The organism is Mycobacterium montefiorense (assembly GCF_025823255.1).
Taxonomy (GTDB): domain Bacteria; phylum Actinomycetota; class Actinomycetes; order Mycobacteriales; family Mycobacteriaceae; genus Mycobacterium; species Mycobacterium montefiorense.
Genome location: NZ_JACKVL010000017.1, coordinates 346,153 through 368,562, shown reverse-complemented (window position 1 = coordinate 368,562; position 22,410 = coordinate 346,153). Strand labels below are relative to the sequence as shown.

General features: G+C 64.1%; 17 protein-coding genes and 1 pseudogene. 13 read left to right on the top strand and 5 right to left on the bottom strand.

Annotation, left to right across the window (positions count from 1 at the left end; all coding sequences use genetic code 11):
- Complete coding sequence (locus H7K34_RS21725; protein ID WP_264064090.1) at positions 1-1,173, bottom strand: sulfotransferase family protein; 1,173 nt, start codon at positions 1,171-1,173, stop codon at positions 1-3.
- A gap of 409 nt (positions 1,174-1,582) precedes the next feature.
- On the opposite strand from H7K34_RS21725, the gene dnaK reads away from it, so the two are divergent.
- The 8 genes from dnaK (at position 1,583) to H7K34_RS21680 (ending at position 12,631) form a co-directional block, all read left to right on the top strand.
- Positions 1,583-3,445 carry a molecular chaperone DnaK gene (gene dnaK, locus H7K34_RS21720; RefSeq protein ID WP_264064089.1) on the top strand — a complete coding sequence of 621 codons (1,863 nt, stop codon included), beginning with the start codon at positions 1,583-1,585 and terminating at the stop codon, positions 3,443-3,445.
- Positions 3,442-4,077, top strand: coding sequence for a nucleotide exchange factor GrpE (gene grpE / locus H7K34_RS21715; protein WP_264064088.1), 636 nt, complete (start codon positions 3,442-3,444; stop codon positions 4,075-4,077). Before dnaK ends, grpE begins: the two co-directional genes overlap by 4 nt.
- 53 nt (positions 4,078-4,130) lie before the next feature.
- Positions 4,131-5,309 (top strand): molecular chaperone DnaJ, encoded by a 1,179-nt coding sequence (dnaJ, locus tag H7K34_RS21710; RefSeq protein ID WP_264064087.1) that lies wholly within the window; start codon positions 4,131-4,133, stop codon positions 5,307-5,309.
- Complete coding sequence (locus tag H7K34_RS21705) at positions 5,309-5,695, top strand: heat shock protein transcriptional repressor HspR (RefSeq protein WP_264064086.1); 387 nt, start codon at positions 5,309-5,311, stop codon at positions 5,693-5,695. Before dnaJ ends, H7K34_RS21705 begins: the two co-directional genes overlap by 1 nt.
- 418 nt (positions 5,696-6,113) lie before the next feature.
- The gene (locus tag H7K34_RS21700) at positions 6,114-9,389 is read left to right on the top strand and encodes a LuxR C-terminal-related transcriptional regulator (protein WP_264064085.1); all 3,276 of its coding nucleotides are present in this window, start codon (positions 6,114-6,116) and stop codon (positions 9,387-9,389) included.
- Positions 9,390-9,816: 427 nt separating this feature from the next.
- Entirely contained in the window at positions 9,817-11,016 is a 1,200-nt protein-coding gene (locus tag H7K34_RS26685; RefSeq protein ID WP_308203143.1) for a PPE family protein, read from the top strand.
- A 119-nt stretch (positions 11,017-11,135) separates the two neighbouring features.
- Positions 11,136-11,435 (top strand): PE family protein, encoded by a 300-nt coding sequence (locus tag H7K34_RS21685; RefSeq protein WP_264064084.1) that lies wholly within the window; start codon positions 11,136-11,138, stop codon positions 11,433-11,435.
- 20 nt (positions 11,436-11,455) lie between these two features.
- Positions 11,456-12,631 carry a PPE family protein gene (locus H7K34_RS21680; RefSeq protein ID WP_264064827.1) on the top strand — a complete coding sequence of 392 codons (1,176 nt, stop codon included), beginning with the start codon at positions 11,456-11,458 and terminating at the stop codon, positions 12,629-12,631.
- 67 nt (positions 12,632-12,698) lie between these two features.
- Here H7K34_RS21680 and H7K34_RS21675 read toward each other — a convergent pair whose 3' ends face one another.
- Genes H7K34_RS21675 through H7K34_RS26820 form a run of 3 tightly spaced genes read right to left on the bottom strand, consistent with a single transcriptional unit; the run spans position 12,699 to position 15,755 of the window.
- Positions 12,699-13,589, bottom strand: a complete 891-nt coding sequence (locus H7K34_RS21675; RefSeq protein WP_264064083.1) for an aldose 1-epimerase — start codon at positions 13,587-13,589, stop codon at positions 12,699-12,701.
- Between the two features lie 16 nt (positions 13,590-13,605).
- Positions 13,606-14,778, bottom strand: a complete 1,173-nt coding sequence (locus H7K34_RS21670; protein WP_264064082.1) for an FAD-binding oxidoreductase — start codon at positions 14,776-14,778, stop codon at positions 13,606-13,608.
- 41 nt (positions 14,779-14,819) lie between these two features.
- The gene (locus H7K34_RS26820) at positions 14,820-15,755 is read right to left on the bottom strand and encodes a DUF3060 domain-containing protein (RefSeq protein ID WP_264064081.1); all 936 of its coding nucleotides are present in this window, start codon (positions 15,753-15,755) and stop codon (positions 14,820-14,822) included.
- Between the two features lie 104 nt (positions 15,756-15,859).
- On the opposite strand from H7K34_RS26820, the gene clpB reads away from it, so the two are divergent.
- On the top strand, positions 15,860-18,406 hold the full coding sequence (gene clpB, locus H7K34_RS21660; RefSeq protein ID WP_264064080.1) for an ATP-dependent chaperone ClpB: 2,547 nt from the start codon (positions 15,860-15,862) through the stop codon (positions 18,404-18,406).
- A 3-nt stretch (positions 18,407-18,409) separates the two neighbouring features.
- Here clpB and H7K34_RS21655 read toward each other — a convergent pair whose 3' ends face one another.
- A complete protein-coding gene (locus H7K34_RS21655) occupies positions 18,410-19,225 on the bottom strand; it encodes an enoyl-CoA hydratase/isomerase family protein (protein WP_264064079.1) in 816 nt (271 codons plus the stop codon).
- 92 nt (positions 19,226-19,317) lie between these two features.
- On the opposite strand from H7K34_RS21655, the gene ttfA reads away from it, so the two are divergent.
- From ttfA to H7K34_RS21635, 4 genes and pseudogenes are all read left to right on the top strand, one after another.
- The gene (gene ttfA, locus H7K34_RS21650; RefSeq protein ID WP_264064078.1) at positions 19,318-20,175 is read left to right on the top strand and encodes a trehalose monomycolate transport factor TtfA; all 858 of its coding nucleotides are present in this window, start codon (positions 19,318-19,320) and stop codon (positions 20,173-20,175) included.
- Positions 20,176-20,221: 46 nt separating this feature from the next.
- Positions 20,222-20,761: an orotate phosphoribosyltransferase gene (gene pyrE, locus H7K34_RS21645; RefSeq protein ID WP_108926269.1), complete on the top strand. Its 540-nt coding sequence runs from the start codon at positions 20,222-20,224 to the stop codon at positions 20,759-20,761.
- 13 nt (positions 20,762-20,774) lie between these two features.
- A pseudogene (locus tag H7K34_RS21640) lies at positions 20,775-21,673 on the top strand (hypothetical protein).
- The gene (locus tag H7K34_RS21635) at positions 21,670-22,314 is read left to right on the top strand and encodes a TrmH family RNA methyltransferase (protein WP_264064077.1); all 645 of its coding nucleotides are present in this window, start codon (positions 21,670-21,672) and stop codon (positions 22,312-22,314) included. The pseudogene H7K34_RS21640 and the gene H7K34_RS21635 overlap by 4 nt, the downstream one beginning before the upstream one ends.
- Positions 22,315-22,410: the final 96 nt, after the last annotated feature.

Here is a 22,410-nt window from a genome sequence, read left to right as displayed (position 1 = left end):
TTACCCTGCGACGGATGCCTTTTCGCACGTTAACGCCGCGCCCTTGGCCGCCACCCCGTAGCCGTAGCGATCGATGACCTCGGCCCAGCGCTCCGTGACGATCGCACGCTGTTCGATCGTCATTTCGTAGGTGTTCGTCCGGTAGGCCGCCTTGTCAGCAAGGTATTGCCGAAGGCGCGGCGCGTACCGGTCGAAGTCGCCCAGGTCCAGGTGCTCGTACATTTTGCGCAAGTGCGCCTCAGGATCACCGACCAGATCCTCGTAGCGCAATTCGTAAAACCTTGATGGGTCAACGAGTTCGTGGCCTTCGTCCAGCTTCCGGTACAGGTCGAGGTAGGTGGACAGCACGTTTTCGTTCAACCCCTCAAACGTCGGCCGTTGCAGGCCGTGGACAAGCGAGAACGCCTTGAAAAGATTGACGGTCGACGGATATACGACGTAGGGATCGCGCACGATGTGGATGAACTTCGCCTGCGGAAATATGTCCAGCAGCACCCTGATCCGGAAACTGTGCGTCGGGCTCTTGAGGACGATTGCCTTGCGGCGACGGAAGTACACCTGCTGAACGAATCGGAAGAGGGTCTGTTTCCACGTTTCCAGCTCGCGTGCGGTCAGCTTGTCCATATCCAGATACTGCTCGTCCTGGGTCGGCCGATTCGGGAACGCGATGGTCAGGTACGGCGAGGGCAGGCCCAGCATGCACCATGCGAACTCGTCTTCCTGCGGATGGGCCATGCTCAAATCCATGCTGTCCATGGCGCGATGCTTCGACGTCAGGAACTCCGCGAATCGGGCGAACCGCTGGGTCAGCAGAAAGTGATGCGGCGCAATGCATTCGTAAGTCGTCGGACCGGTGTGGCGATCGTCGAGGACCAGCATCTCGTGCAACATGGTGGTGCCGGTACGCCAGTGCCCGACGATGAAGATCGGCGCATCGCCGATCGCCGTGCTGGCGACTCGCTTGCCGAACACGATCCTCTGCCACATCCCCAGGAAAGATTTGACGACGCTGAGAACCGTGTAGAGCACCGCGAAATGCCAGCGGCTCCAGTGCACGGCGAAGCGGTTACGGATCAACAGGCGAGTCCAGGCAGTGAAGTTGCAACCGATCCACAGCGGCGCGGCCCACTCGTGCCACCACGCGAATCGCGCTGCCGAACGACCGGCCTTCATCGCAGTCGGGGACAACACTCATGCGTTGCGCGCTGCGCAACGACGACCCGCGGAGCAGCCATGACGCTTTCGCCCTTCTCGTGGAGGACTGGGACAGATGCACAACAGTGCAGACGCTACTGCCTAGTTGTCCTACACATGGCAAATTAACGAGAACGTCATTTCCATGACGCGGCGAGTTTGGTTCGACGCCGTCTGGCCTGGTGGAAAGGGGCGGCGATGACTACCGGAAGAATTTTCAGACCCCCGGGAACAAAGCTGCCGATGCCAGCCGTTAGCATGATCGACAAGTTGAGTGACCCAGACTCAATACTGGGTTGACAGGCCGACGCCCCCAAAGGCAGGCTTGAGCGGGGTTCACTCAGCATAGTGGCACCAAGCAAGCTCTACACAATCAGGAGGAATCACTATGGCTCGTGCGGTCGGTATCGACCTCGGGACCACCAACTCCGTCGTAGCAGTCCTGGAAGGTGGCGACCCCGTCGTCGTCGCCAACTCCGAGGGCTCACGCACCACCCCGTCCGTCGTCGCCTTTGCGCGCAACGGTGAGGTGCTCGTCGGTCAGCCCGCCAAGAACCAGGCGGTCACTAACGTCGACCGCACCATCCGTTCGGTGAAGCGGCACATGGGCACCGACTGGTCCATCGAGATTGACGACAAGAAATACACCGCTCAGGAGATCAGTGCCCGCGTGCTGATGAAGCTGAAGCGTGACGCCGAGGCGTACCTGGGCGAGGACGTGGCCGACGCGGTCGTCACCGTGCCCGCCTACTTCAACGACGCCCAGCGTCAGGCGACCAAGGAAGCCGGCCAGATCGCCGGCCTGAATGTGCTGCGCATCGTCAACGAGCCGACCGCGGCGGCACTGGCCTACGGTTTGGACAAGGGCGAGAAGGAGCAGACCATCCTGGTCTTCGACCTCGGCGGTGGCACCTTCGACGTCTCGCTGCTCGAGATCGGCGAGGGCGTGGTCGAGGTCCGCGCCACCAGTGGTGACAACCACCTTGGTGGGGACGACTGGGATGACCGCGTGGTCGAATGGCTGGTCGATAAGTTCAAGGGCACCAGCGGAATTGACCTGACCAAGGACAAGATGGCGATGCAGCGGCTGCGTGAGGCCGCCGAGAAGGCCAAGATCGAGCTCTCGAGTTCGCAGAGCACTTCGATCAACCTGCCCTACATCACCGTCGACGCGGACAAGAACCCGTTGTTCCTCGACGAGCAGTTGACCCGCGCCGAATTCCAGCGCATCACACAGGATCTGCTGGACCGCACCCGTCAGCCCTTCCAGTCCGTGATCAAGGACGCCGGCATCTCGGTGTCCGAGATCGACCACGTGGTGTTGGTGGGTGGTTCCACCCGCATGCCCGCGGTGTCGGAACTGGTCAAGGAGATGACCGGTGGTAAGGAGCCCAACAAGGGCGTCAACCCCGACGAGGTCGTGGCCGTTGGTGCCGCGCTGCAGGCGGGTGTCCTCAAGGGTGAGGTGAAAGACGTTCTGCTGCTTGATGTGACGCCGCTGAGCCTCGGTATCGAGACCAAGGGTGGCGTGATGACCAAGCTCATCGAACGCAACACCACGATCCCGACCAAACGCTCGGAGACCTTCACCACGGCCGATGACAACCAGCCGTCGGTGCAGATCCAGGTGTACCAGGGCGAGCGCGAAATCGCTTCGCACAACAAGCTGCTCGGCTCCTTCGAGTTGACCGGTATCCCGCCGGCTCCGCGAGGCGTCCCGCAGATCGAGGTCACCTTCGACATCGACGCCAACGGCATCGTGCACGTCACGGCCAAGGACAAGGGCACCGGCAAGGAGAACACGATCAAAATCCAGGAGGGCTCCGGCCTGTCCAAGGAGGAGATCGACCGGATGATCAAGGACGCCGAGGCGCACGCCGAGGAGGACCGCAATCGTCGCGAAGAGGCGGACGTCCGCAATCAGGCGGAATCGCTGGTCTACCAGACGGAGAAGTTCGTCAAGGAGCAGCGTGAAGCCGAGGGCGGGTCGCAGGTCCCCGAGGACACGCTGACCAAGGTCGACGCCGCGATTGCCGATGCCAAGTCGGCACTGGGCGGCACCGATATCTCGGCGATCAAGTCGGCAATGGAGAAGCTGGGCCAGGAGTCTCAGGCGCTGGGTCAGGCGATCTACGAAGCCACTCAGGCGGCCGGGCCGCAGCCCGGTAGCCCCGAGTCCGGCGGCTCATCCGGCTCCGCTGATGATGTCGTGGACGCGGAGGTGGTCGACGACGACCGGGAGTCCAAGTGACCGAAGGCAATCCGCAGGAACAGGTAACTGTGACCGACAAGCGGCGGATTGATCCCGAGACCGGAGAAGTACGGAACGTCCCTCCCGGCCCCCAGCAAGGGGAGCCGGGAGGGACCGTCCCGGCGGGTTCCGCGACGGAGCAAGACGCCGGCAAGGTCGCCGAGCTGACCGCCGATTTGCAGCGGGTGCAGGCCGACTTTGCGAACTACCGCAAGCGGGCGCTTCGCGATCAGCAGGCCGCGGCGGATCGGGCTAAAGCCGGCGTTGTCAGCCAATTGCTTGGTGTACTCGACGATCTCGATCGTGCGCGCAAGCACGGTGACCTGGAGTCGGGCCCGCTGAAGTCGGTAGCCGACAAGCTGGACAGCGCACTGACCGGGCTCGGGCTGGTGGCGTTCGGCGCCGAAGGCGAAGATTTCGACCCGGTGCTGCACGAGGCGGTTCAGCACGAGGGCGATGGCTCTCGACCGGTGATCGGCACCGTGCTGCGACAGGGTTACAAGCTGGGCGAAAGCGTGCTGCGCCACGCGCTGGTCGGCGTCGTCGACACGGTGGGTGACGAGATCAGCGCGGTGAACGAGACAGCCGCTGACAACGACACCGGCGAAAATAACGACACCTCCGGTGAATAAGGCACAGAATCAGGACTACGGAAACAGCGAAAGGTGCGAGGGGGTGACGCGACATGGCTCAGCGTGAATGGGTCGAAAAGGACTTCTATAAGGAGCTTGGCGTCTCCCCCGACGCCAGCCCCGAAGAGATAAAGCGCGCCTATCGCAAGTTGGCGCGTGATCTGCATCCGGACGCGAATCCCGACAACCCCGCCGCCGGTGAACGGTTCAAAGCGGTGTCGGAAGCACACAACGTGCTCTCGGATACCGCCAAGCGCAAAGAGTACGACGAAACCCGTCGACTCTTCGCCGGCGGTGGTCTTGGTGGTCGAAGGTTCGACACCGGCGGCTTCGGCGGTTTCAACGTGGGTGGCGACGGCGCCGAGTTCAATCTCAACGATTTGTTCGACGCCGCGGGCCGTAGCGGCGGGACCAACATCGGTGACTTGTTCGGCGGTCTGTTCGGACGGGGTGCGAGCGCTCGTCCCAGCCGGCCCCGGCGCGGCAACGATCTGGAAACCGAGACCGAGCTGGATTTCGTCGAGGCCGCCAATGGCGTCGCGATGCCGCTTCGACTCACCAGCCCGGCGCCGTGCACGAATTGTCATGGCAGCGGGGCACGCCCGGGCACCAGCCCGAAGGTGTGTCCCACCTGTAACGGCGCCGGTGTGGTCAGCAGCAACCAGGGGGCGTTCGGATTCTCCGAGCCCTGCACCGACTGCCGGGGCAGCGGCTCGATCATCGAGCACCCCTGCGATGAGTGCAAAGGTACCGGTGTCACCACCCGCACCCGCACCATCAATGTGCGGATCCCACCCGGAGTCGAAGACGGACAACGTATCCGGTTACCCGGGCAGGGTGAGGCGGGCTTACGCGGTGCACCGTCGGGCGATCTGTACGTGACGGTGCATGTGCGGCCGGACAAGGTCTTCGCCCGCGACGGCGACGACCTTACCGTCACCGTGCCGGTCAGCTTCAGCGAATTAGCTTTGGGTTCAACACTTTCAGTGCCCACACTGGACGGAAAGGTCGGCGTTCGGGTGCCCAAAGGCACCGCCGACGGCCGCATCCTGCGGGTGCGTGGACGCGGTGTGCCCAAGCGCAGCGGTGGCAGCGGGGACTTGCTTGTCACCGTGAAAGTCGCTGTGCCGCCGAACTTGGAAGGCGCTGCGGAGGAGGCGCTTAAGGCGTATGCGGAGGCCGAGCAGTCCAGTGGTTTCAACCCGCGGGCCGGATGGGCAGGTAATCGCTGATGGCGAAAAACCCTAAGCGAGAGGATGCCCGGACGTTTTTGATCTCGGTGGCGGCCGAACTGGCCGGCATGCATGCGCAGACGTTGCGTACCTACGATCGCCTCGGACTGGTCATCCCGCGCCGCACTTCCGGTGGCGGGCGGCGCTATTCGCAGCACGACGTGGATCTGCTGCGCGAGGTGCAGCGGCTCTCGCAGGACGAAGGCGTCAACCTCGCCGGCATCAAGCGCATCATCGAGCTGACCAACCAGGTCGAGGCGCTGCAGTCGCGGCTCAAGGAAATGGCCGAGGAGGTAGCCGTGTTGCGAGGTAACCAGCGCCGCGATATCGCGGTGGTGCCCAAGAGCACGGCGCTGGTGGTGTGGCAGCCACGTAGAGGTCGTTAGTCGACCGCCATCAGCGGCACCCTTTGTCTCGTCGGCTTGGGCAGCAAGGGTTTTCGGTGTATTCGAGGAGCGTCGCATCCCGCCTTGAGAGGCCGGGTACCGGCAGTCAACGCAATTCATATCGCCTTACTTATTTCGGCAGGGCAAACTCAAATGTGAAACAGAGGAACCGTGCAGTAGTCGGTCGAATTCAGCCTCCCTCAATGGCTTGCCGGCTGACAGCAGACAGCACGACTTAATGCCCGACTCTTTCAGCTTCATTCGACCCGCACCGACGAGGAGCCTGTACCTTAGTATCGGATGTCAGCCCCGTACATCCGCTGGTGGATTGTCAAGAACCCGAATAGGGATGACAGCATCTTTTGATACCGACAGTTCCGCCTTCAGGACCGCTCGTAGAAGTGATCAGAATGTCAATATGGTTCTCGCAACTGGCACGGTGACACTATTGCTTGCCGAGGTAGCGGGATGGACGCAACTATGGCAGTCGCATCCTCGGGACATGAAGGCAGCAGTAACCCAACTCGATGCGGCCGTGCCGAGCATCGTCGGGAACCACCAGGGCGTCAAACTAGCCGAGCAAGGCATTGGCAACAGTTTCATGGCGGCATTCACCTGCGCCACCGATGCCGTCGCATGTGCGTTGGAGCTACAGCGCGCGCCGCTGGCTCCACTTGCGCTGCGTATCGGTTTGCACACCGGCGAGGTGCAGCTGCGCAATGAAACCAGTTATGTCGGTGCTGCCCTCAACCGCGCGGTTCGGTTGCGCGACTTGGCTCATGGTGGTCAGACCGTCCTATCAGGGACAGTGCATGACCTTGTCGTTGACTGCCTACCCGCTGATGTCTGGTTGATGGACCTGGGCACGCACCGTCTGCGGGATCTACCTCGTCCGGAGCGAGTCTTTCAGCTGTGCCGTCCGGGGATACGCATCCAGTTCCCGGCCCTGCGCTCATCTGACAGCTCATTGGCGCGCCAACTTCCTTTGCAGCTAGTCAGTTTCGTATGCCGTGGTACACGCCTGAGCGAAGTGCGGGAACTGATTCACCGCAGCCGGCTGGTGACGCTGATCGGTGTGGGCGGCGCCGGGAAGACCCGCCTGGCCATACAGGCGGCGGCAGCAGCAGCGGCGAACTTTGCCGATGGCGTCTGGTTTGTCGATCTGGGGCCTGTCACCGAACCACACGGTGTGGAGACGGCGATCGCACGCACGATCACCTCACCCGACCAGCCCAGGAGTTCGACGATCGCTACCCTGACGAACTTCCTCTGGGGCAGGCAGACCCTGATCGTGCTCGACAACTGTGAGCATCTGCTTGACGCTTGCCGAGCCGTTGTCATGAGACTGCTCGCGCAATGTCCGAGATTGACCATTGTGGCCACCAGCCGTGAACCGATTGGTGTCGCGGGGGAGATTCGTTGGCGGGTGCCACGGATGTCACTGGATGATGAGGCCGTCGAGCTATTCGCCGATCGCGCCCGAGATGTCCAGCCGGACTTCGATCTTTCCGACGGTCACCGCGAGATAGTGAAGGACATATGCCGTCGTCTCGACGGACTGCCACTGGCGATCGAGTTGGCTGCAGCACAAGTTCGCTATATGTCCTTGCGTGAGATCGTGGACGGCTTGGACGAGACCTTCATTCGTCTGGACGGGGGCGTGCGAGCCACCACTAGCCGCCAACGGACTTTGTGGGCTTCGATCGACTGGTCTCATCGTTTGCTGACTGGACCCGAACGTGTTCTGTTTCGTCGGCTAGCGGTATTCAGGGGCGGGTTTACCGTGAGCGCCGCGAAGGTCGTGGGCAGGGCTGATCACGAGGAGCGCGCCGATGTCACCCGTAGGCTCAGCCGGCTGGTCGACAAGTCGGTTGTCGTGGCGGAAACCATTGATGGCCGAACCCGGTACCGGTTGCTTGAGACAATGCGCCAATACGCGCTCGACGTGCTTCGTGATTCTGGTGAGTACGAACTCGTAGCGCGTCGTCACAGCGACTACTACATGAACATGGCGGGTGCTTTTGAGACGCCCGCACGATGTGGAGATGAGCAGCACGTCCAGCAACTCGACCGTGACTTCGACAATCTGAAGGCCGCGTTTACCTGGTACTGCGATAGCGCTGAAATTGTTTCGGCACTGCGACTGACATCGTTGTTGCAACCAATGTGGCTCGCGCGCGGCCGAATCCAAGAGGGGTTACGTTGGTTCGACGCCATTTTGGCCGCGAACCTCGGGTGCAATCAGGCAGTTCCGCAGGTTGTGCGAGCGCGCGCGCTAGCCGACAAAGCGGGGTTGGACGCGTGGGTTGGTGCTGTCGACAGTACTGCGCTGGCGCATGAGGCGTTGGAGACTGCGCGAAGGCTCAACGATCCCGATCTGCTGGTACGTGCACTCACCGCCTGCGGGGCAACGAGCGGTTACGACCTAGACGCCGCACGCTCCTACTTCGCTGAGGCGTTAGGCGCAGCGAGATCAATCAACGCGCGGTGGAGACTGACCCACATCCTCGGATGGCAGGCTTACAGTGCGCTGGTGGCGGGTGACCCGGTCACCATGCTTGCAGCGGCCGAGGAAGGCAGAGACCTTGCGCATTCGGGCGGTGACCGCCTCTCGGCCCGGTACTGCCGCTGGAGTGTCGCCGTGGCAACGATGCTCAAAGGCGAACTCGAACCGTCAATTGCCACGCTGCGCGACATGGCAGACGAGGCCGAAGCAGCGCGTGACCCGTTGTGGTACACGATCGTCCTGGTAAATCTGTCACGCGGACTGGCATATAGCGGAGAGGCGAACGGCGCAATCACCGCAGCACGCGATGCCCTCGGAACAGCTGCCGTCATGGGGCCCTGGTACGAAGGCTTTGCGCAGGGCGCCTTGGCGGCTGCCGCGTTGTCAGCAGGTGATATCCCGATGGCTGGCAAAGCAATTGCCGCGGCGCCTCAGCTGGTGGGAACCCACCCCAGCATGATGGCCAGAATCAACGCGTATACGGCCCAAATAGAACTTGCACGCGGCAATCTTTCTGCGGCCAAATGTAAAGCCGACGAGGCGATATCATCATCTTCGGGCTGGCACCTCGCACAGACATTGACGACGCGCGCGCGGATCTGGTCAGCGCAAGGTGAGTGGTCCCGCGCTGAAAGCGATGTGCGCGCGGCGCTCACGAAAGCCGTTGAAGTCGAGGCATTTCTCGGGATCTCCGACATAATCGAGTGCCTTGGCGCGGTTGCCGCCCACGAAGAGAATTACCGCTGCGCAGCTCGACTGCTCGGAGCGGCCAATGCTATCCGTGAACGGAGCTACGAAGAGCGATTCACGATATATCAAGCCGAGTATGACGCTGCGCTTGCGGTGACGCGTAGTGCCCTGGGCGATGCTGATCTCGCTGCAGCCTTAGCTGAAGGCGATGTGTTGGGCGTGCAGGAAGCCATCGCCTACGCACAGCGGGGTCGCGGCCAGAAGAAGCGGGCGGCTAGCGGCTGGGCATCGCTCACTCCCACTGAATTCGAGGTTGCAGAACACGTCGCAGAAGGTTTGTCCACCAAGGAGATTGCCGCGCTGATGTTCGTCTCGATCCGGACGATACACTCGCATCTCACCCACATCTATACCAAACTTGGGATCAACTCACGCGTGCAGTTGGCGAACCTTGCCAACCACCACATCTTCAAGACCGAATCCGCACCATCGCTGTGACGGGCGATCACGCCGCAATTTAGCAGTCACCGAAAGCGAACCCGAGCCGCACGCCGTATGCATGCGTAGGAATTTCCTTGTTCACCACGCATCGGTAGGTATACGTAGGCGGGCGTGGTGCGGCTTTAGTCAAATTGACGACGACTCATAGTGCGCCCTCCGTATTTTGACCGATGGTTTGTTCTCGCCGGTCCTGCACCCTGGTACTGCATCGATGAGCTAACACCAACCGTGTTACCCACCGGCTCATCCGTATCGGAACAAAGTGAGGCCTCGATAATGCAGCCGTTTTTGACTACCTCGCTACCATCCCTCGGCGGACAGCGCCGTCCCGAGAACCATCGACCTCGATTGCGAACCAATCTGCGCCGACCAACCAAACCCTGGCTCCGGCTACCCGGATGGACGTGGTAGCGGAGCTGTCCAAGTGGACTTTGGGGTGCTGCCTCCGGAGATCAATTCAGGGCTGATGTATACCGGCCCCGGGTCGGGCTCGATGATGTCAGGGGCTTTGTCCTGGGATGCGTTAGCTACCGAATTGAGTTCGGCAGCTTGTGGTTACACGTCGTTGGTGTCAGAGATGACTAGCTCGGCGTGGTTAGGGCCGGCATCGCGTACCATGCTTGCCGCAGCGACACCCTACCCGTTGTGGCTCAGTGCTGCCGCCATCGTGGCCGGTGAGGCAGGCACACAGTTGAGAGCGGCAGCCGCAGCTTATGAAGCGGCGTTTGCGATGACGGTGCCCCCGCCGGTAGTTGCAGCCAACCGGGATCTCCTCGTCGCGCTGACTGCGACAAACTTCTTCGGCCAATACAATCCGGCGATCGCGGCGACCGAGGCCCAGTACGCCGAAATGTGGGCTCAAGATGCCACTGCGATGTATGACTATGCGGCCGCTTCGGCGAGCGCCACGCGGTTGGCAACGTTCGCCGACCCGAAACCAAAACAAGAGCAAGCCGAGTCGCTCGCCCACGCTACCGCGGTCGGACGAGCTGTCGGGAGTGCGAGCGCGGTGATAGAGCTGACCGTGACCGAGAGCAACGGAATGGGGACGTGGTTAACCATAGGCTCGGCGATCACCCAGAAACTTCAGCCACTTGCGAGATCGACCTCGTCGCTACGATCCATGTCCACCAATCGCATTCAGGTGAGGCCCGGGCCCATGCGGGACGAAGAAAAAGGCTGGATCGGTACCGATGAGCGGCATGCACTGTTTCGCACCATACCGGGTTTGGTCGAGCTCGCAACGAGTCTTTCAAATGCATGGTCCTCGCTGGCTCAGCAGTTCCTACCTATTGCGGGTGCAGCAGGAGCCACTAGTCCAGCGCCGCAATCCGTGCTCCCGCCGGCGATCGGTGGAGAAGGGTTGGTTTCAGTTAATAGGCTGGCCGCAAACAGGATTGGGAATCTCTCGGTGCCGTCCGCCTGGACCAGTGCACCCGGCATGGCGCAAGGGCCGGCCTTTCGGGTGGCAGCCGTCAGTCATGTAGGCGGCCCGGGAAGCGCGACGGATGGACTTCTTCGCGCAATGCCAATGGGCAGACACGGTCGGCGTGCAGCAGCTGTCATTGCGCACAAATACGGATACCGCCAACGGGTAGTCGTCCGCCCACCGCCCGGGGGATGACGCCGTGGTTTCAGGAAGGGAAAAGACGACCAGGTAGTGACGATAAACGCTAGCGCGGGGTTGAGCTGCGCCCACAACTCAAACCCCTTGCGCCTGAAGGGCTGAGAGAAGGAGATGACATGTCGTATGTGACTGCGCAGCCAGAAGAGTTGGCGGCGGCGGCCGCTGCGTTGCAAGCCATTGGCGCGGGCTTGAGCGCCGAGAATACTGCTGCGGCAATGCCGACCACGGGGGTGATTCCCGCGGCCGCCGACCCGGTATCGGCCCTGACCGCCGCGCAGTTCGTCGTGCATGCCCAGATGTATCAGGCAGTGAGCGCCCAAGCTATGGCGATCCACGAAATGTTCGTGCATACCTTGATGGCGAGCTCGGCGTCCTATGCCGCCACCGAGGCCGCTAACGTGATCGAGACCAGGTGAGTACGGATCGAACCATGGCAATCGATTTTGGGGCGCTGCCACCAGAGGTCACTTCGGCACTCGTATATTCCGGTCCGGGGTCAACGTCGTTGATGAATGCCGCGTCGTCCTGGAATTCGCTGGCAGCCGAGCTTAATTCGGCGGCAGCAGGTTGCGGCCACTTGGTCCAGCGGGTTGAGGAGCAGTGGATGGGTGCGGCGTCGGAGTCGATGATGTCGGCGGTGCGGCCGTATCTGGAGTGGATGAATGCCATGTCGATTGCGGCTGAGCGGGCGGCAGTCCAGGCGCAAGCAGCCGCGGCGGCCTTCGAGACTGCGTTCGCGGCGGTGGTGCCGCCGCCGTTGATTGCGGCCAACCGTGGGGACCTGGCGAAAGCGACGGCTACCAACGCGTTCCGTCAAAACGACGGCACAATCGCGGCACTGGAAGCCCAATACTTCGAAATGTGGGCTCACAACGTCTCGACGATGTACAGCTACGCCGCCAACTCCTCAGCAGCTTCGATTCTCGAGCCATTCGTAGCAGCACCAAAGGTCGCCCGCCCGGATGGTCTGGCCGCCCAGGCCGCCGCGGTCACCTCTGCCGCTGGTAATTCGGACGGTTCAATCCAGGACCGCCTCGAGATTGTGAACAGCGAGATCACCGCACTGCTAGAAGGCCTGGCGGAGCATCGGAACGGAATGTTCGAAGAAATTCGTCCCGTATCCAGAAGAGGCCCTCTGTGGTGGCTATGGCAGTTCCTGTTCGGGAAAGATACTTTCCCGAAGGGTCTTCAAGAGTTTCTAACCCAATTCGGGCCTTACTCGAGCTTCATCTATAACACCTTTGGTATGCACAACTTTGGCGTAGCCGCGGCCAGAGATTTTTTACAGATCTCAAAATCCTTTGTGCCAAGCGCAGCCATACCGGCCGCAGCCGCCATCAGCGGCGCGCCCGCGATGTTGGGGCGAGCCATGGGCGCCGCGGCTTCAGTAGGAAGGTTGTCGGTTCCGCCGGCGTGGAACGTGTCCTCGGCCGTCGTATACCCGGGCACGGCTCCGCTACCGGTCAGCACTATTACTGCAGCGGAGAGCGAAGGAGCCGGAAACCTGCTGGGCGGCATGCCAATTCCCGGATCCGGCATCGGCATGACCAGCAGCGGACCGAAATACGGATTCCGGCCGACCGTCATGGCCCGTCCGCCATTCGCCGGATGAGTTGCCCAAACAGCCAACGGTCAGTGCCGAGCACAGCGCTGGTGGAGTGGTAGCAGCGAAGCGGTCGTTAGGCGCGGACCGAAAACACCGCGACCGCCGGCTCGCCGGGGCACGCACTGCGGTAACCGCCGCGGCTCAGCGCATCGGTCGGAGCGGTCATCGGCTCGAAGCACACCACGTCCTCGCCGGGCGGTGCGAAGATCTGGGTCGCGGAATACCCTTGCTCGAAGTGCACTTCCAGGCGGCGTCCGCCGCCGGACAGCGCGAACACCGCGCCATCGGCCACCTGGTCGTAAGCATCGTCAAAAGTGTTTTCGCCCAATGGTTCCTTCTTGGCCGGCTGCTCAGAAAACTCGCCGGTGGGCAGACCCCGCTCGTCGAGACTCAAATGCCGTAGCGGTGGTGTCTCGATGATCCAGTCGCTGCGCTCCGCGTCGGGCACGCGCAGATACGGATGAAAGCCGAAACACAGCGGGACCGCGGTCTCGCCGCTCGCGGCGACCGTTGTGGTTACCGTCAGCGTCCGCTCGGCCAGTCGCACCGACACCGTCAGCAGGTGCGGATACGGAAAGCTGGCCAGCAGCCGCTGCTCGGCGCCGAAGTCAACTTCGGCGGTCAGCTCATTGGACGACTCGGCCGTTACCCGCCAGCCCGGGTATGCGGCCAGGGTGCCGTGGATGGGCAGCCCGTTGGGGTCCGCGCGCACCCCGTTTTCACCCGGTGTCAATTCGACAGTCACGTTCTCGGCGGTATATGTGTTGGCGCCCAGCCGATTTGCCCAGAGATACAGAATCGGTATGCCCATTGTCTTACCGGCTTCGAGGTAGGCGCCCAGTCCGCGCCGCTGACCGAGTAGCTCGACTCCCGAGTCGGTGAGTGAGGCGCCGATCATGCCGCCGTCCGGTACGAACTGTGCGGCTAATGACGACGACGGATCGCGCAGGGTCACCACGTGCACGCGGTCAGCCTAGCTCTTAACTGCTCAAGGGGTCGTGCTGAATACGGTCCGGCGAGGCACCTTTGGCGATCAGCGCCGCCTTGGTAGCGCCGACCATGGCGGGCCCGCCACAGACCAGGATCTGCCGGTCGCCCCAGCCGCCGTATTTCGTCACCACCTCGGGGAGCTGGCCGATCTGATGTACGTGCAGACCACGTGGCGGCGTGACGTCCGGGTAATCGGCAGCCCAGGCCGGGTCGCTGTGGTACTCCGACACCGGCGAGACCGACAGCCACGGACTGTGCGAGGCGACCTGCCACAGCGTCGGCAGGTCGTAGAGCTCGCAGCGATAGCGGGCGCCGAAGAACAGGTGCACCCGCGGGTTCTCTCCGTAGCGGGACAGGTCCATGATCAGCGCCCGCAGCGGTGCCAAACCGGTGCTGCCGGCCACCATCAGGATGTCGGCGCCGTTGCGGTCGATTTGCAGGCCGCCGTGCGGGCTGGATAGCCGCCAGCGATCGTCGGGCCGGGTTTCGTTGACGATCGCGGTGCTCACCAGACCGCCGGGAACCTGGCGGACGTGAAACTCGATGCCGCCGTCAGCGTCGGCTGGAATGGCGGGGCTGAGAAATCGCCACCGTCGTGGGCATTGCGGTACTTGCACGTTGACGTACTGACCGGGGTGGTAGTGCATCGCGCGGTCCAGTCGCAGCCGCACAACGGCAAGGTCCCGCGAGACCCGCTGATGTTCGATCACGGTGCCATCCCACCAGGCGGGTCCCTCTTCGGCATCGGCGGCGCCGCTCATCACCCCGGTGATCAAGTTCAGCGACTGGCCGGCTGCCGAGTCGACGGCGCCCGTCCAGGCGTCCCCCAAGTGGGCGCGCAGCGTCGTCTGCAACGCACGTCGCAACGACTCGTAATGTGTTGGCAGCACACCGTATTTGCGATGATCCCGGCCGAGCTGAGCAAGAAAAGCCACCGGCTCGGCGGCGCGCTGCTCCACCAGCTCGCCGTAGACCCAGTGCAGTGCGTGGCCGAAAGCGGCTCGCTGAGCGTCCATTTCGGGAGGGAATAGGTCGCGCACCCTGACGTCGAGTGCGAACCATTGGGTGTAGAAACGGTGGACGAGTTCGCCGCCGGCGCCCGAGCTGTCCGGGGCGAGGGCGTCGCGCAGCACCCGCAGCGCGTCTGAATCCTCTAAGCCCACAGGGCCCGATTCTAAGCTCGCTGCGGCAGAGCGCGTCCTCGTCAGCCCTGCCCGACGGTGTTCGATGTTCCGGTGTTGGCGACTTTCGGCGAGCCCCAGTGATAGATGACGACGTTGCCCGTGCCCGAAATGCTGATCGCATCCGTGCTGTCGACGGTCACCCCATTGCCCTTGCCGGCGACGCTGACGCTGGTGCAGTGGCCCGTGACGGTGATCGTGTTGTTCACCCCACTCACCGAGAGATAGCCGCCGTGGCAGGGGATGGTTTTCGTCGTGCCAGTGCCGCTGACCTGTAACGTACCGGCATTGGGGACGTTCTCGGCCGGGATGTCGCCGGCCAGGCCGGTGCGGAATCCGGTGGCCGCCAAGCAGGCCAGGGCCAGCCAGCCGATCACGATGATCGACCAGCAGGCCATCCCCACCCGCAGTTTCGGCCGCAGCGCGCCGACCCAGTTGCCGGTCTGGTCGCGGTCCAGGTCGTAGGCAAAAGCGGTGACGCAGCGGGCCCGCGCCGGATTGCGCTCGTCGGCCAGGATCACGCCGTTGACGTACTCCCGCCCGCGCACCACGATCTCGGCCCGCTGCCCGTCGAGCGTGTAGGACACCTTGGTCTTGGTGCTGGGTCCGCTGTAGCGCCGGCGTGTGACCGTCCATCCGTGCGCTACCGGCAGGTTGACGTTGTAACGAGTTGCGCGCGAAATCGGCTCGGCTGCAATGACTTCAGCGACACGCCCATACTGGAGCAGTCCCAAGCGGACCCGCGCACCCCGCAGTTGCATGGTGTAGATCGACGCCAGCGCGAGCACCGCGACCGCGGCGAACGCCATGGGCTGCTGTATCCACAGCGCGATCGGCGCGATGCCGACCATGAACAGCGTCCAGACGTACCGCCAGCGAAACGGCAGCACCTCGGCCAACCGGAAAGCAACCGGAATCCTGCGCGGCGGCGGCGCGAGGCCGGGGTCGACGGCTTCCACGTGCAAAATTCCTCCGAAAAATCTAAACTTGAGCGGAACAGACTCAACCTTGACGACGTTGGACAAGGCGACAAGCATTTTCCCTATACCCGAACGGAGGTGTCGTGGACTCTTTTAACCCGACTACCAAGACGCAAGCGGCCCTGACGTCAGCATTACAGGCGGCCAGTGCCGCCGGTAACCCTGAGATCAGGCCCGCTCATCTGCTGTTGGCGCTGCTAACGCAGAACGACGGGATTGCCGCGCCGCTACTGGAGGCGGTCGGTGTCGAGCCCGCGACCATTCGCGCGGAAGCCGAGCAGCTGCTCGAAAAGCTGCCCCAGGCCAGCGGCTCCAGCTCGCAGCCGCAGCTGTCCCGCGAATCGCTGGCCGCGATCACCACCGCCCAGCAGCTGGCCACCGAGATGGACGACGAATACGTGTCCACCGAACACCTGATGGTGGGCCTGGCCACCGGCGACTCCGACATCGCCAAACTGCTCACCGGACACGGCGCATCCCCGCAAGCCTTAAGGGAGGCATTCGTCAAGGTCCGCGGCAGCGCCCGGGTCACCAGTGCCGACCCGGAGTCCACCTATCAGGCACTGGAGAAGTACTCCACCGACCTGACCGAGCTGGCCCGCGAAGGCAAACTCGATCCGGTTATCGGCCGGGACAACGAGATTCGGCGCGTCGTGCAAGTGCTCTCCCGTCGCACCAAGAACAATCCGGTGCTGATCGGCGAGCCCGGCGTCGGCAAGACCGCGATCGTCGAGGGACTGGCCCAGCGCATCGTGGCCGGCGATGTGCCGGACAGCCTGCGCGACAAGACCGTCGTCAGCCTGGACCTCGGATCGATGGTGGCCGGCGCGAAGTATCGCGGCGAGTTCGAAGAGCGGCTCAAGGCCGTGCTCGACGACATCAAGAACTCGGCCGGGCAGATCATCACGTTCATCGACGAGTTGCACACCATCGTCGGCGCCGGTGCGTCCGGCGAGGGCGCGATGGACGCCGGCAACATGATCAAGCCGATGCTGGCCCGTGGCGAGCTGCGGCTGGTCGGCGCCACCACGCTCGACGAGTACCGCAAGTACATCGAGAAGGACGCCGCGCTGGAGCGCCGCTTCCAGCAGGTCCTGGTCGGCGAACCGTCAGTGGAGGACACCGTCGGCATTCTGCGTGGCCTGAAGGATCGCTACGAGGTGCACCACGGGGTTCGCATCACCGACTCCGCACTGGTGGCCGCGGCCACGCTGTCCGACCGCTACATCACCGCCCGCTTCCTGCCGGACAAGGCCATCGACCTGGTCGACGAGGCCGCTAGCCGGCTGAAAATGGAGATCGACTCCCGGCCCGTCGAGATCGACGAGGTCGAGCGGCTGGTGCGCCGGCTCGAGATCGAAGAGATGGCGCTGTCCAAAGAAGAGGACGAGGCATCCAAGGAACGGCTGGAAAAGCTGCGCTCCGAACTGGCGGACCAGAAGGAGAAGCTGGCCGAGCTGACCACCAGGTGGCAGAACGAGAAGAACGCCATCGACGCGGTCCGTGAACTCAAAGAACAGCTGGACACGCTGCGCGGAGAGTCCGAGCGCGCCGAGCGCGACGGCGACCTGGCCAAGGCGGCCGAGCTGCGCTACGGGCGGATACCCGAAGTGGAGAAGAAGCTCGACGGCGCGCTTCCGCACGCCGAGGCCCGCGAGAACGTGATGCTCAAGGAGGAAGTCGGTCCCGACGACATCGCCGATGTGGTGTCGGCGTGGACGGGCATCCCGGCCGGACGGATGCTGGAAGGCGAGACCGCCAAGCTGCTACGGATGGAAGACGAGCTGGGCAAGCGCGTGGTCGGGCAGAAGAAAGCGGTGCAGGCCGTGTCCGACGCCGTGCGCCGCAGCCGCGCCGGGGTCGCCGATCCCAACCGGCCCACCGGGTCGTTCATGTTCCTGGGCCCCACCGGCGTCGGCAAGACGGAGCTGGCCAAGGCGCTGGCCGACTTCTTGTTCGACGACGACCGGGCGATGGTCCGCATCGACATGAGCGAGTACGGCGAGAAGCACTCGGTGGCCCGCCTGGTCGGCGCGCCTCCCGGCTACATCGGCTACGACCAGGGCGGCCAGCTGACCGAGGCGGTGCGGCGGCGGCCCTACACCGTCGTGCTGTTCGACGAGGTCGAAAAGGCCCACCCCGATGTTTTCGACGTGCTGCTGCAGGTGCTCGACGAAGGCCGCCTGACCGACGGCCAGGGCCGCACGGTCGACTTCCGCAACACGATCCTGATCCTGACGTCCAACCTCGGTTCGGGCGGCAACTCCGAGCAGGTGATGGCGGCGGTGCGCGCGGCATTCAAGCCGGAGTTCATCAACCGGCTCGATGACGTGCTGATCTTCGATGCCCTCAATCCCGAAGAGCTGGTGCAGATCGTCGACATCCAGCTCACTCAGTTGGCCAAGCGCCTGGCGCAGCGGCGGCTGCAGCTCGAGGTGTCGCTGCCGGCCAAGGAATGGCTGGCAGCGCGCGGGTTCGACCCGGTGTACGGCGCCCGGCCGTTGCGGCGGTTGGTCCAGCAGGCCATCGGTGACCAGTTGGCCAAGCTGTTGCTGGCCGGCGACGTGCACGACGGCGACACCGTTCCGGTCAACGTCAACCCGGACGGCGACGGCCTGATCCTCGGTTGAGTACTAGCGGCGCCGGTCGCCCAGCTCGTAGTCACGGGTCTGGGCGCCGGCGTCGATCACTGCCCGCAGCAGTTCCCGGGCGGCCGGCTGCGCGACGGTTTCGCGAAAGAGCTGATCCTCGATGCGCAGGCCGGTCGCCACATCGGCTGACGCGGCGGCGTCGACCGCGCGCTTGGCGTTGGCGATGGCCACCGCGTGCGACGACGCGATGCGGGCGGCGAGCTTGTCGACAAACCGCCGCAGCTTGTCGGCCGGCAACGCGCGATTCACATATCCCCACGCTTCGGCCGTTGCGGCGTCGACGTCGATGCAGCCAAGGATGACTTCCAGGGCCCGCGCCCGGCCGATCAGTCTGGGCAGCCGCTGCGTGCCGCCGCCGCCGGGGATGATGCCGACCGCCAACTCCGGATGTCCCAGCACCGTGGTGCCGAGTGCGGCGAACCGCATGTCGAAAGCCATCGCGAATTCGCAGCCACCGCCGCGGCAGACGCCCTCGATGACGGCGATGGTGGCCTTCGGCAGGGTCCGGAGCTGCTCGGTCACGGCATGAAAGAGCGACAGCTCGTCGTGCAGCCCGATGTCGTCGGCCGGCAGGTCCAGAATCAGGCCCACGTCGGCATGGGCGATGAAGATCTCCGGGTCGGCCGAGTCGACGATCAGCACCCGGACCTCGTCGTCGGCCGCGACCTCACGCGTCAGCCGGTCGATCTCGTTCAGCAGCGGCACGTCCAGCAGGTTGATCGGGGGGTTGTCGATTGTCGCGCGGCAAACACCATTGGCCGCGGCGATGCGAATTAGCTGGTAGCCCTCGTAGACCATGGTGGAACCCTACGCGGCCCTAGCAAACCTTAATTGGGTTGTGACCAGGTCGCATTCTCGCTTCGGGTGGGGTAGCAGATACGCTACTTAGGATGGTCCCGTTATGGTTCACCCTCTCCGCGCTGTGCTTCGTCGGCGCGGTGGTGTTGCTGTATGTCGACATAGATCGACGGCGGGGGCGCAGCAGACGGCGCAAATCCTGGGCACGTTCGCACGGGTTCGACTTCGAGCGCGAATCGACCGACATCCTCAAGCGCTGGAAGCGCGGCGTGATGTCGACGGTGGGAGACGTGCCCGCCCACAACGTGGTGCTGGGCCAGATTCGCGGCGAGGCCGTGTACATCTTCGATCTCGAGGAAGTCGCCACGGTGATCGCGCTGCACCGCAAGGTGGGCACCAACGTGGTGGTCGACCTGCGACTCAAAGGGCTCAAAGAGCCGCGCGAGAGCGACATCTGGCTGCTGGGTGCGATCGGCCCGCGGATGGTCTACTCGACCAACCTGGACGCGGCCCGTCGAGCCTGCGATCGCCGGATGGTTACCTTCGCGCACACCGCGCCGGACAGCGCCGAGATCATGTGGAACGAGCAGAACTGGACGCTGGTCGCCATGCCGGTCTCCAGTACGCGCACCCAATGGGACGAGGGGCTGCGCACGGTGCGCCAGTTCAACGACCTGTTGCGGGTGTTGCCGCCGACGCCCGCCGATAGCGACGAGCCGGCTGGACTTCGAAATGCGGCGCCGAGCCGTCCGTTGGCGCGGGCCGGCCGGGCGGAGTTGCCGACCCGGCGCTCGGCTCAGGACGTGTCCGGGATGATGGGCTCAGATGTCCAGGCCAGCCGCCGTGCCCCGGAGTCGGCCAACCGCGACGACGGCCGTACCGAAGCCATCCGGCGTCCCCCGTCGTCGACGGGGCGCAATGGCCAGCAGGCCAGCAATTTCCATCACTGAAACCTGTTGTGCTGCAACGGTAGACGAATAAAGGGTGCACAAGGCCGTGGCCGAAACTGACCGTGCGGAACTGGCCGAACTGGTGCGCCGGCTATCGGTGGTACACGGCCGCGTGACGCTGTCATCGGGCAAGGAAGCCGACTACTACGTCGACCTGCGCCGGGCCACCCTGCACCACCGCGCCGCGGCACTGATCGGCATGCTGATGCGCGAACTCACCGCAGACTGGGATTACGCGGTCGTCGGCGGTTTGACCCTGGGCGCCGATCCGGTGGCGACTGCGGTCATGCACGCGCCCGGGCGCCCAATCGACGCCTTTGTGGTGCGCAAGTCCACCAAAACCCATGGCCTGCAACGTCTTATCGAGGGATCCGAGGTAACTGGTCAACGGGTGCTGGTGGTCGAGGACACCAGCACCACCGGCGGTTCGGCGCTGACGGCGGTGCACGCCGTTCAGGACGCGGGTGCCGAAGTCGTCGGCGTGGCCACCGTGGTGGACCGCGCCACCGGCGCCGCGGAGGCTATCCAGGCCGAGGGGCTGCCGTACCGCAGCGTCCTGGGGCTGGCCGATCTGGGGCTGGGCTAGGGCCGTTACCGCTGTGCGCACTTTCCTTGCGATAGCAGCCTGCTTGGCCGTCTGCCTGGTGGGTTGCTCGGGGTCCAGTCATGCTGTTGCTCCTTACGGTGCCCAGGGCGCGCGGCTGGGTGAATCGCTGGCGCTGCTGGGCTGGAACATGTCGGTGTCGAACCTGCGCTGGGACGACGACTACGTGTTGATCAACGTCGACGCCTCACCGGCGGATCCCAAGGCGCCGCATGCCAAACCCGAGGACATTCGCTTCGGGCTCTACGGCGCGCTCGCCCACCCGATGGAAGCCGTCGGGTGGGCAGCTGCGACGCCGCGATGGCCACGGTGCGCGATATCCCGGCGCCGCTATCGTCGCCGCCCGACCGGCTGACCGGCACCGTGTGCCTGGGCCCGCTGAAGGACCGCAGTCAGGTCCGCGGCGTGTACAGCTACTCGACGCGGGACCGGATTGCCGACACCTCCGCGGCCTACCCGGCGGCGTTTCCGGTGGGGCTGATGCCGACGAACGTCAACGACACCGGACTGGTGGTCAAGACCACCAACCTGTCGGCGTGGCGAGCGGACGGAACCCCGATAACCCAGGCGCAGCTGGGTGATCCGGCGGCCTTCACCGGCAACGGCTACATGCTGCTCGGCCTCGATGCCGAAGCCATCGCCGCCCGGTATCGCGACGACTCCGCCCGGCGCGGCGGCCCGATGATGCTGCTCGCAGCGCCGACGCTGCCCGGCAGCGGCCTGAACCCGGCATGCGCGGCGTACGGGTCGGCGGTGCTGATCTTGCCCGACGCCTCGTTGGACGCGGTGCACGTCTCCGCATCCTTGTGCACCCAAGGCGAAATCAACCAGGCGCTGCTCTATGCGACGGTGGCGATCGTCGGCACGCATGCCGGTGTGTGGACGCCGCGATGAGCGGACCCGGGCCCACCGAATGGGGAGACGCGGCCACCGGCGTCGGGCCGTGGCAGGGCGAGCTGCCCGAGGACCCGCGGTATGACCCAATTCTGTTGCGCGACGGTGACACTCGCAATGTCGTAGATGCCTATCGGTATTGGACCCGGGAAGCGATTGTCGCCGATATCGACCATCGCCGGCACCCGCTGCACATCGCGATCGAGAACTTCGGCCACGACGCGAATATCGGTTCGGTGGTGCGCACCGCCAACGCCTTCGCAGTGGACACCGTGCACATCGTCGGGCGTCGGCGCTGGAATCGCCGCGGCGCCATGGTGACCGATCGCTATCAGCGGTTATGCCATCACGACAACACTGCCGAGCTGCTGGATTTCGCGACGGCAGCCGGATTGAACGTGGTCGCGGTGGACAACGTGCCGGGAGCGGCACGCCTGGAGGAAACCGTGCTGCCGCGCGAGTGCCTGTTGGTGTTCGGTCAAGAGGGGCCTGGCATCACCGACGGCATCCGGGTGGGTGCGGCGATCACGGTATCGATCGCTCAGTTCGGCTCGACCCGCAGCATCAATGCCGGCGTCGCTGCCGGGATCGCGATGCATGCCTGGATCCGTCAGCACGCGGACTTGCACCGCGCCTGGTAGGCCTAACGCCGCTTCACGACGTCGAGTGTGCGTCCTTGGCGTTGAGTGTGCGGTCAGGGCGCCGCCAAGGCGCACTCAATGGCCAGGGCCCGCTGC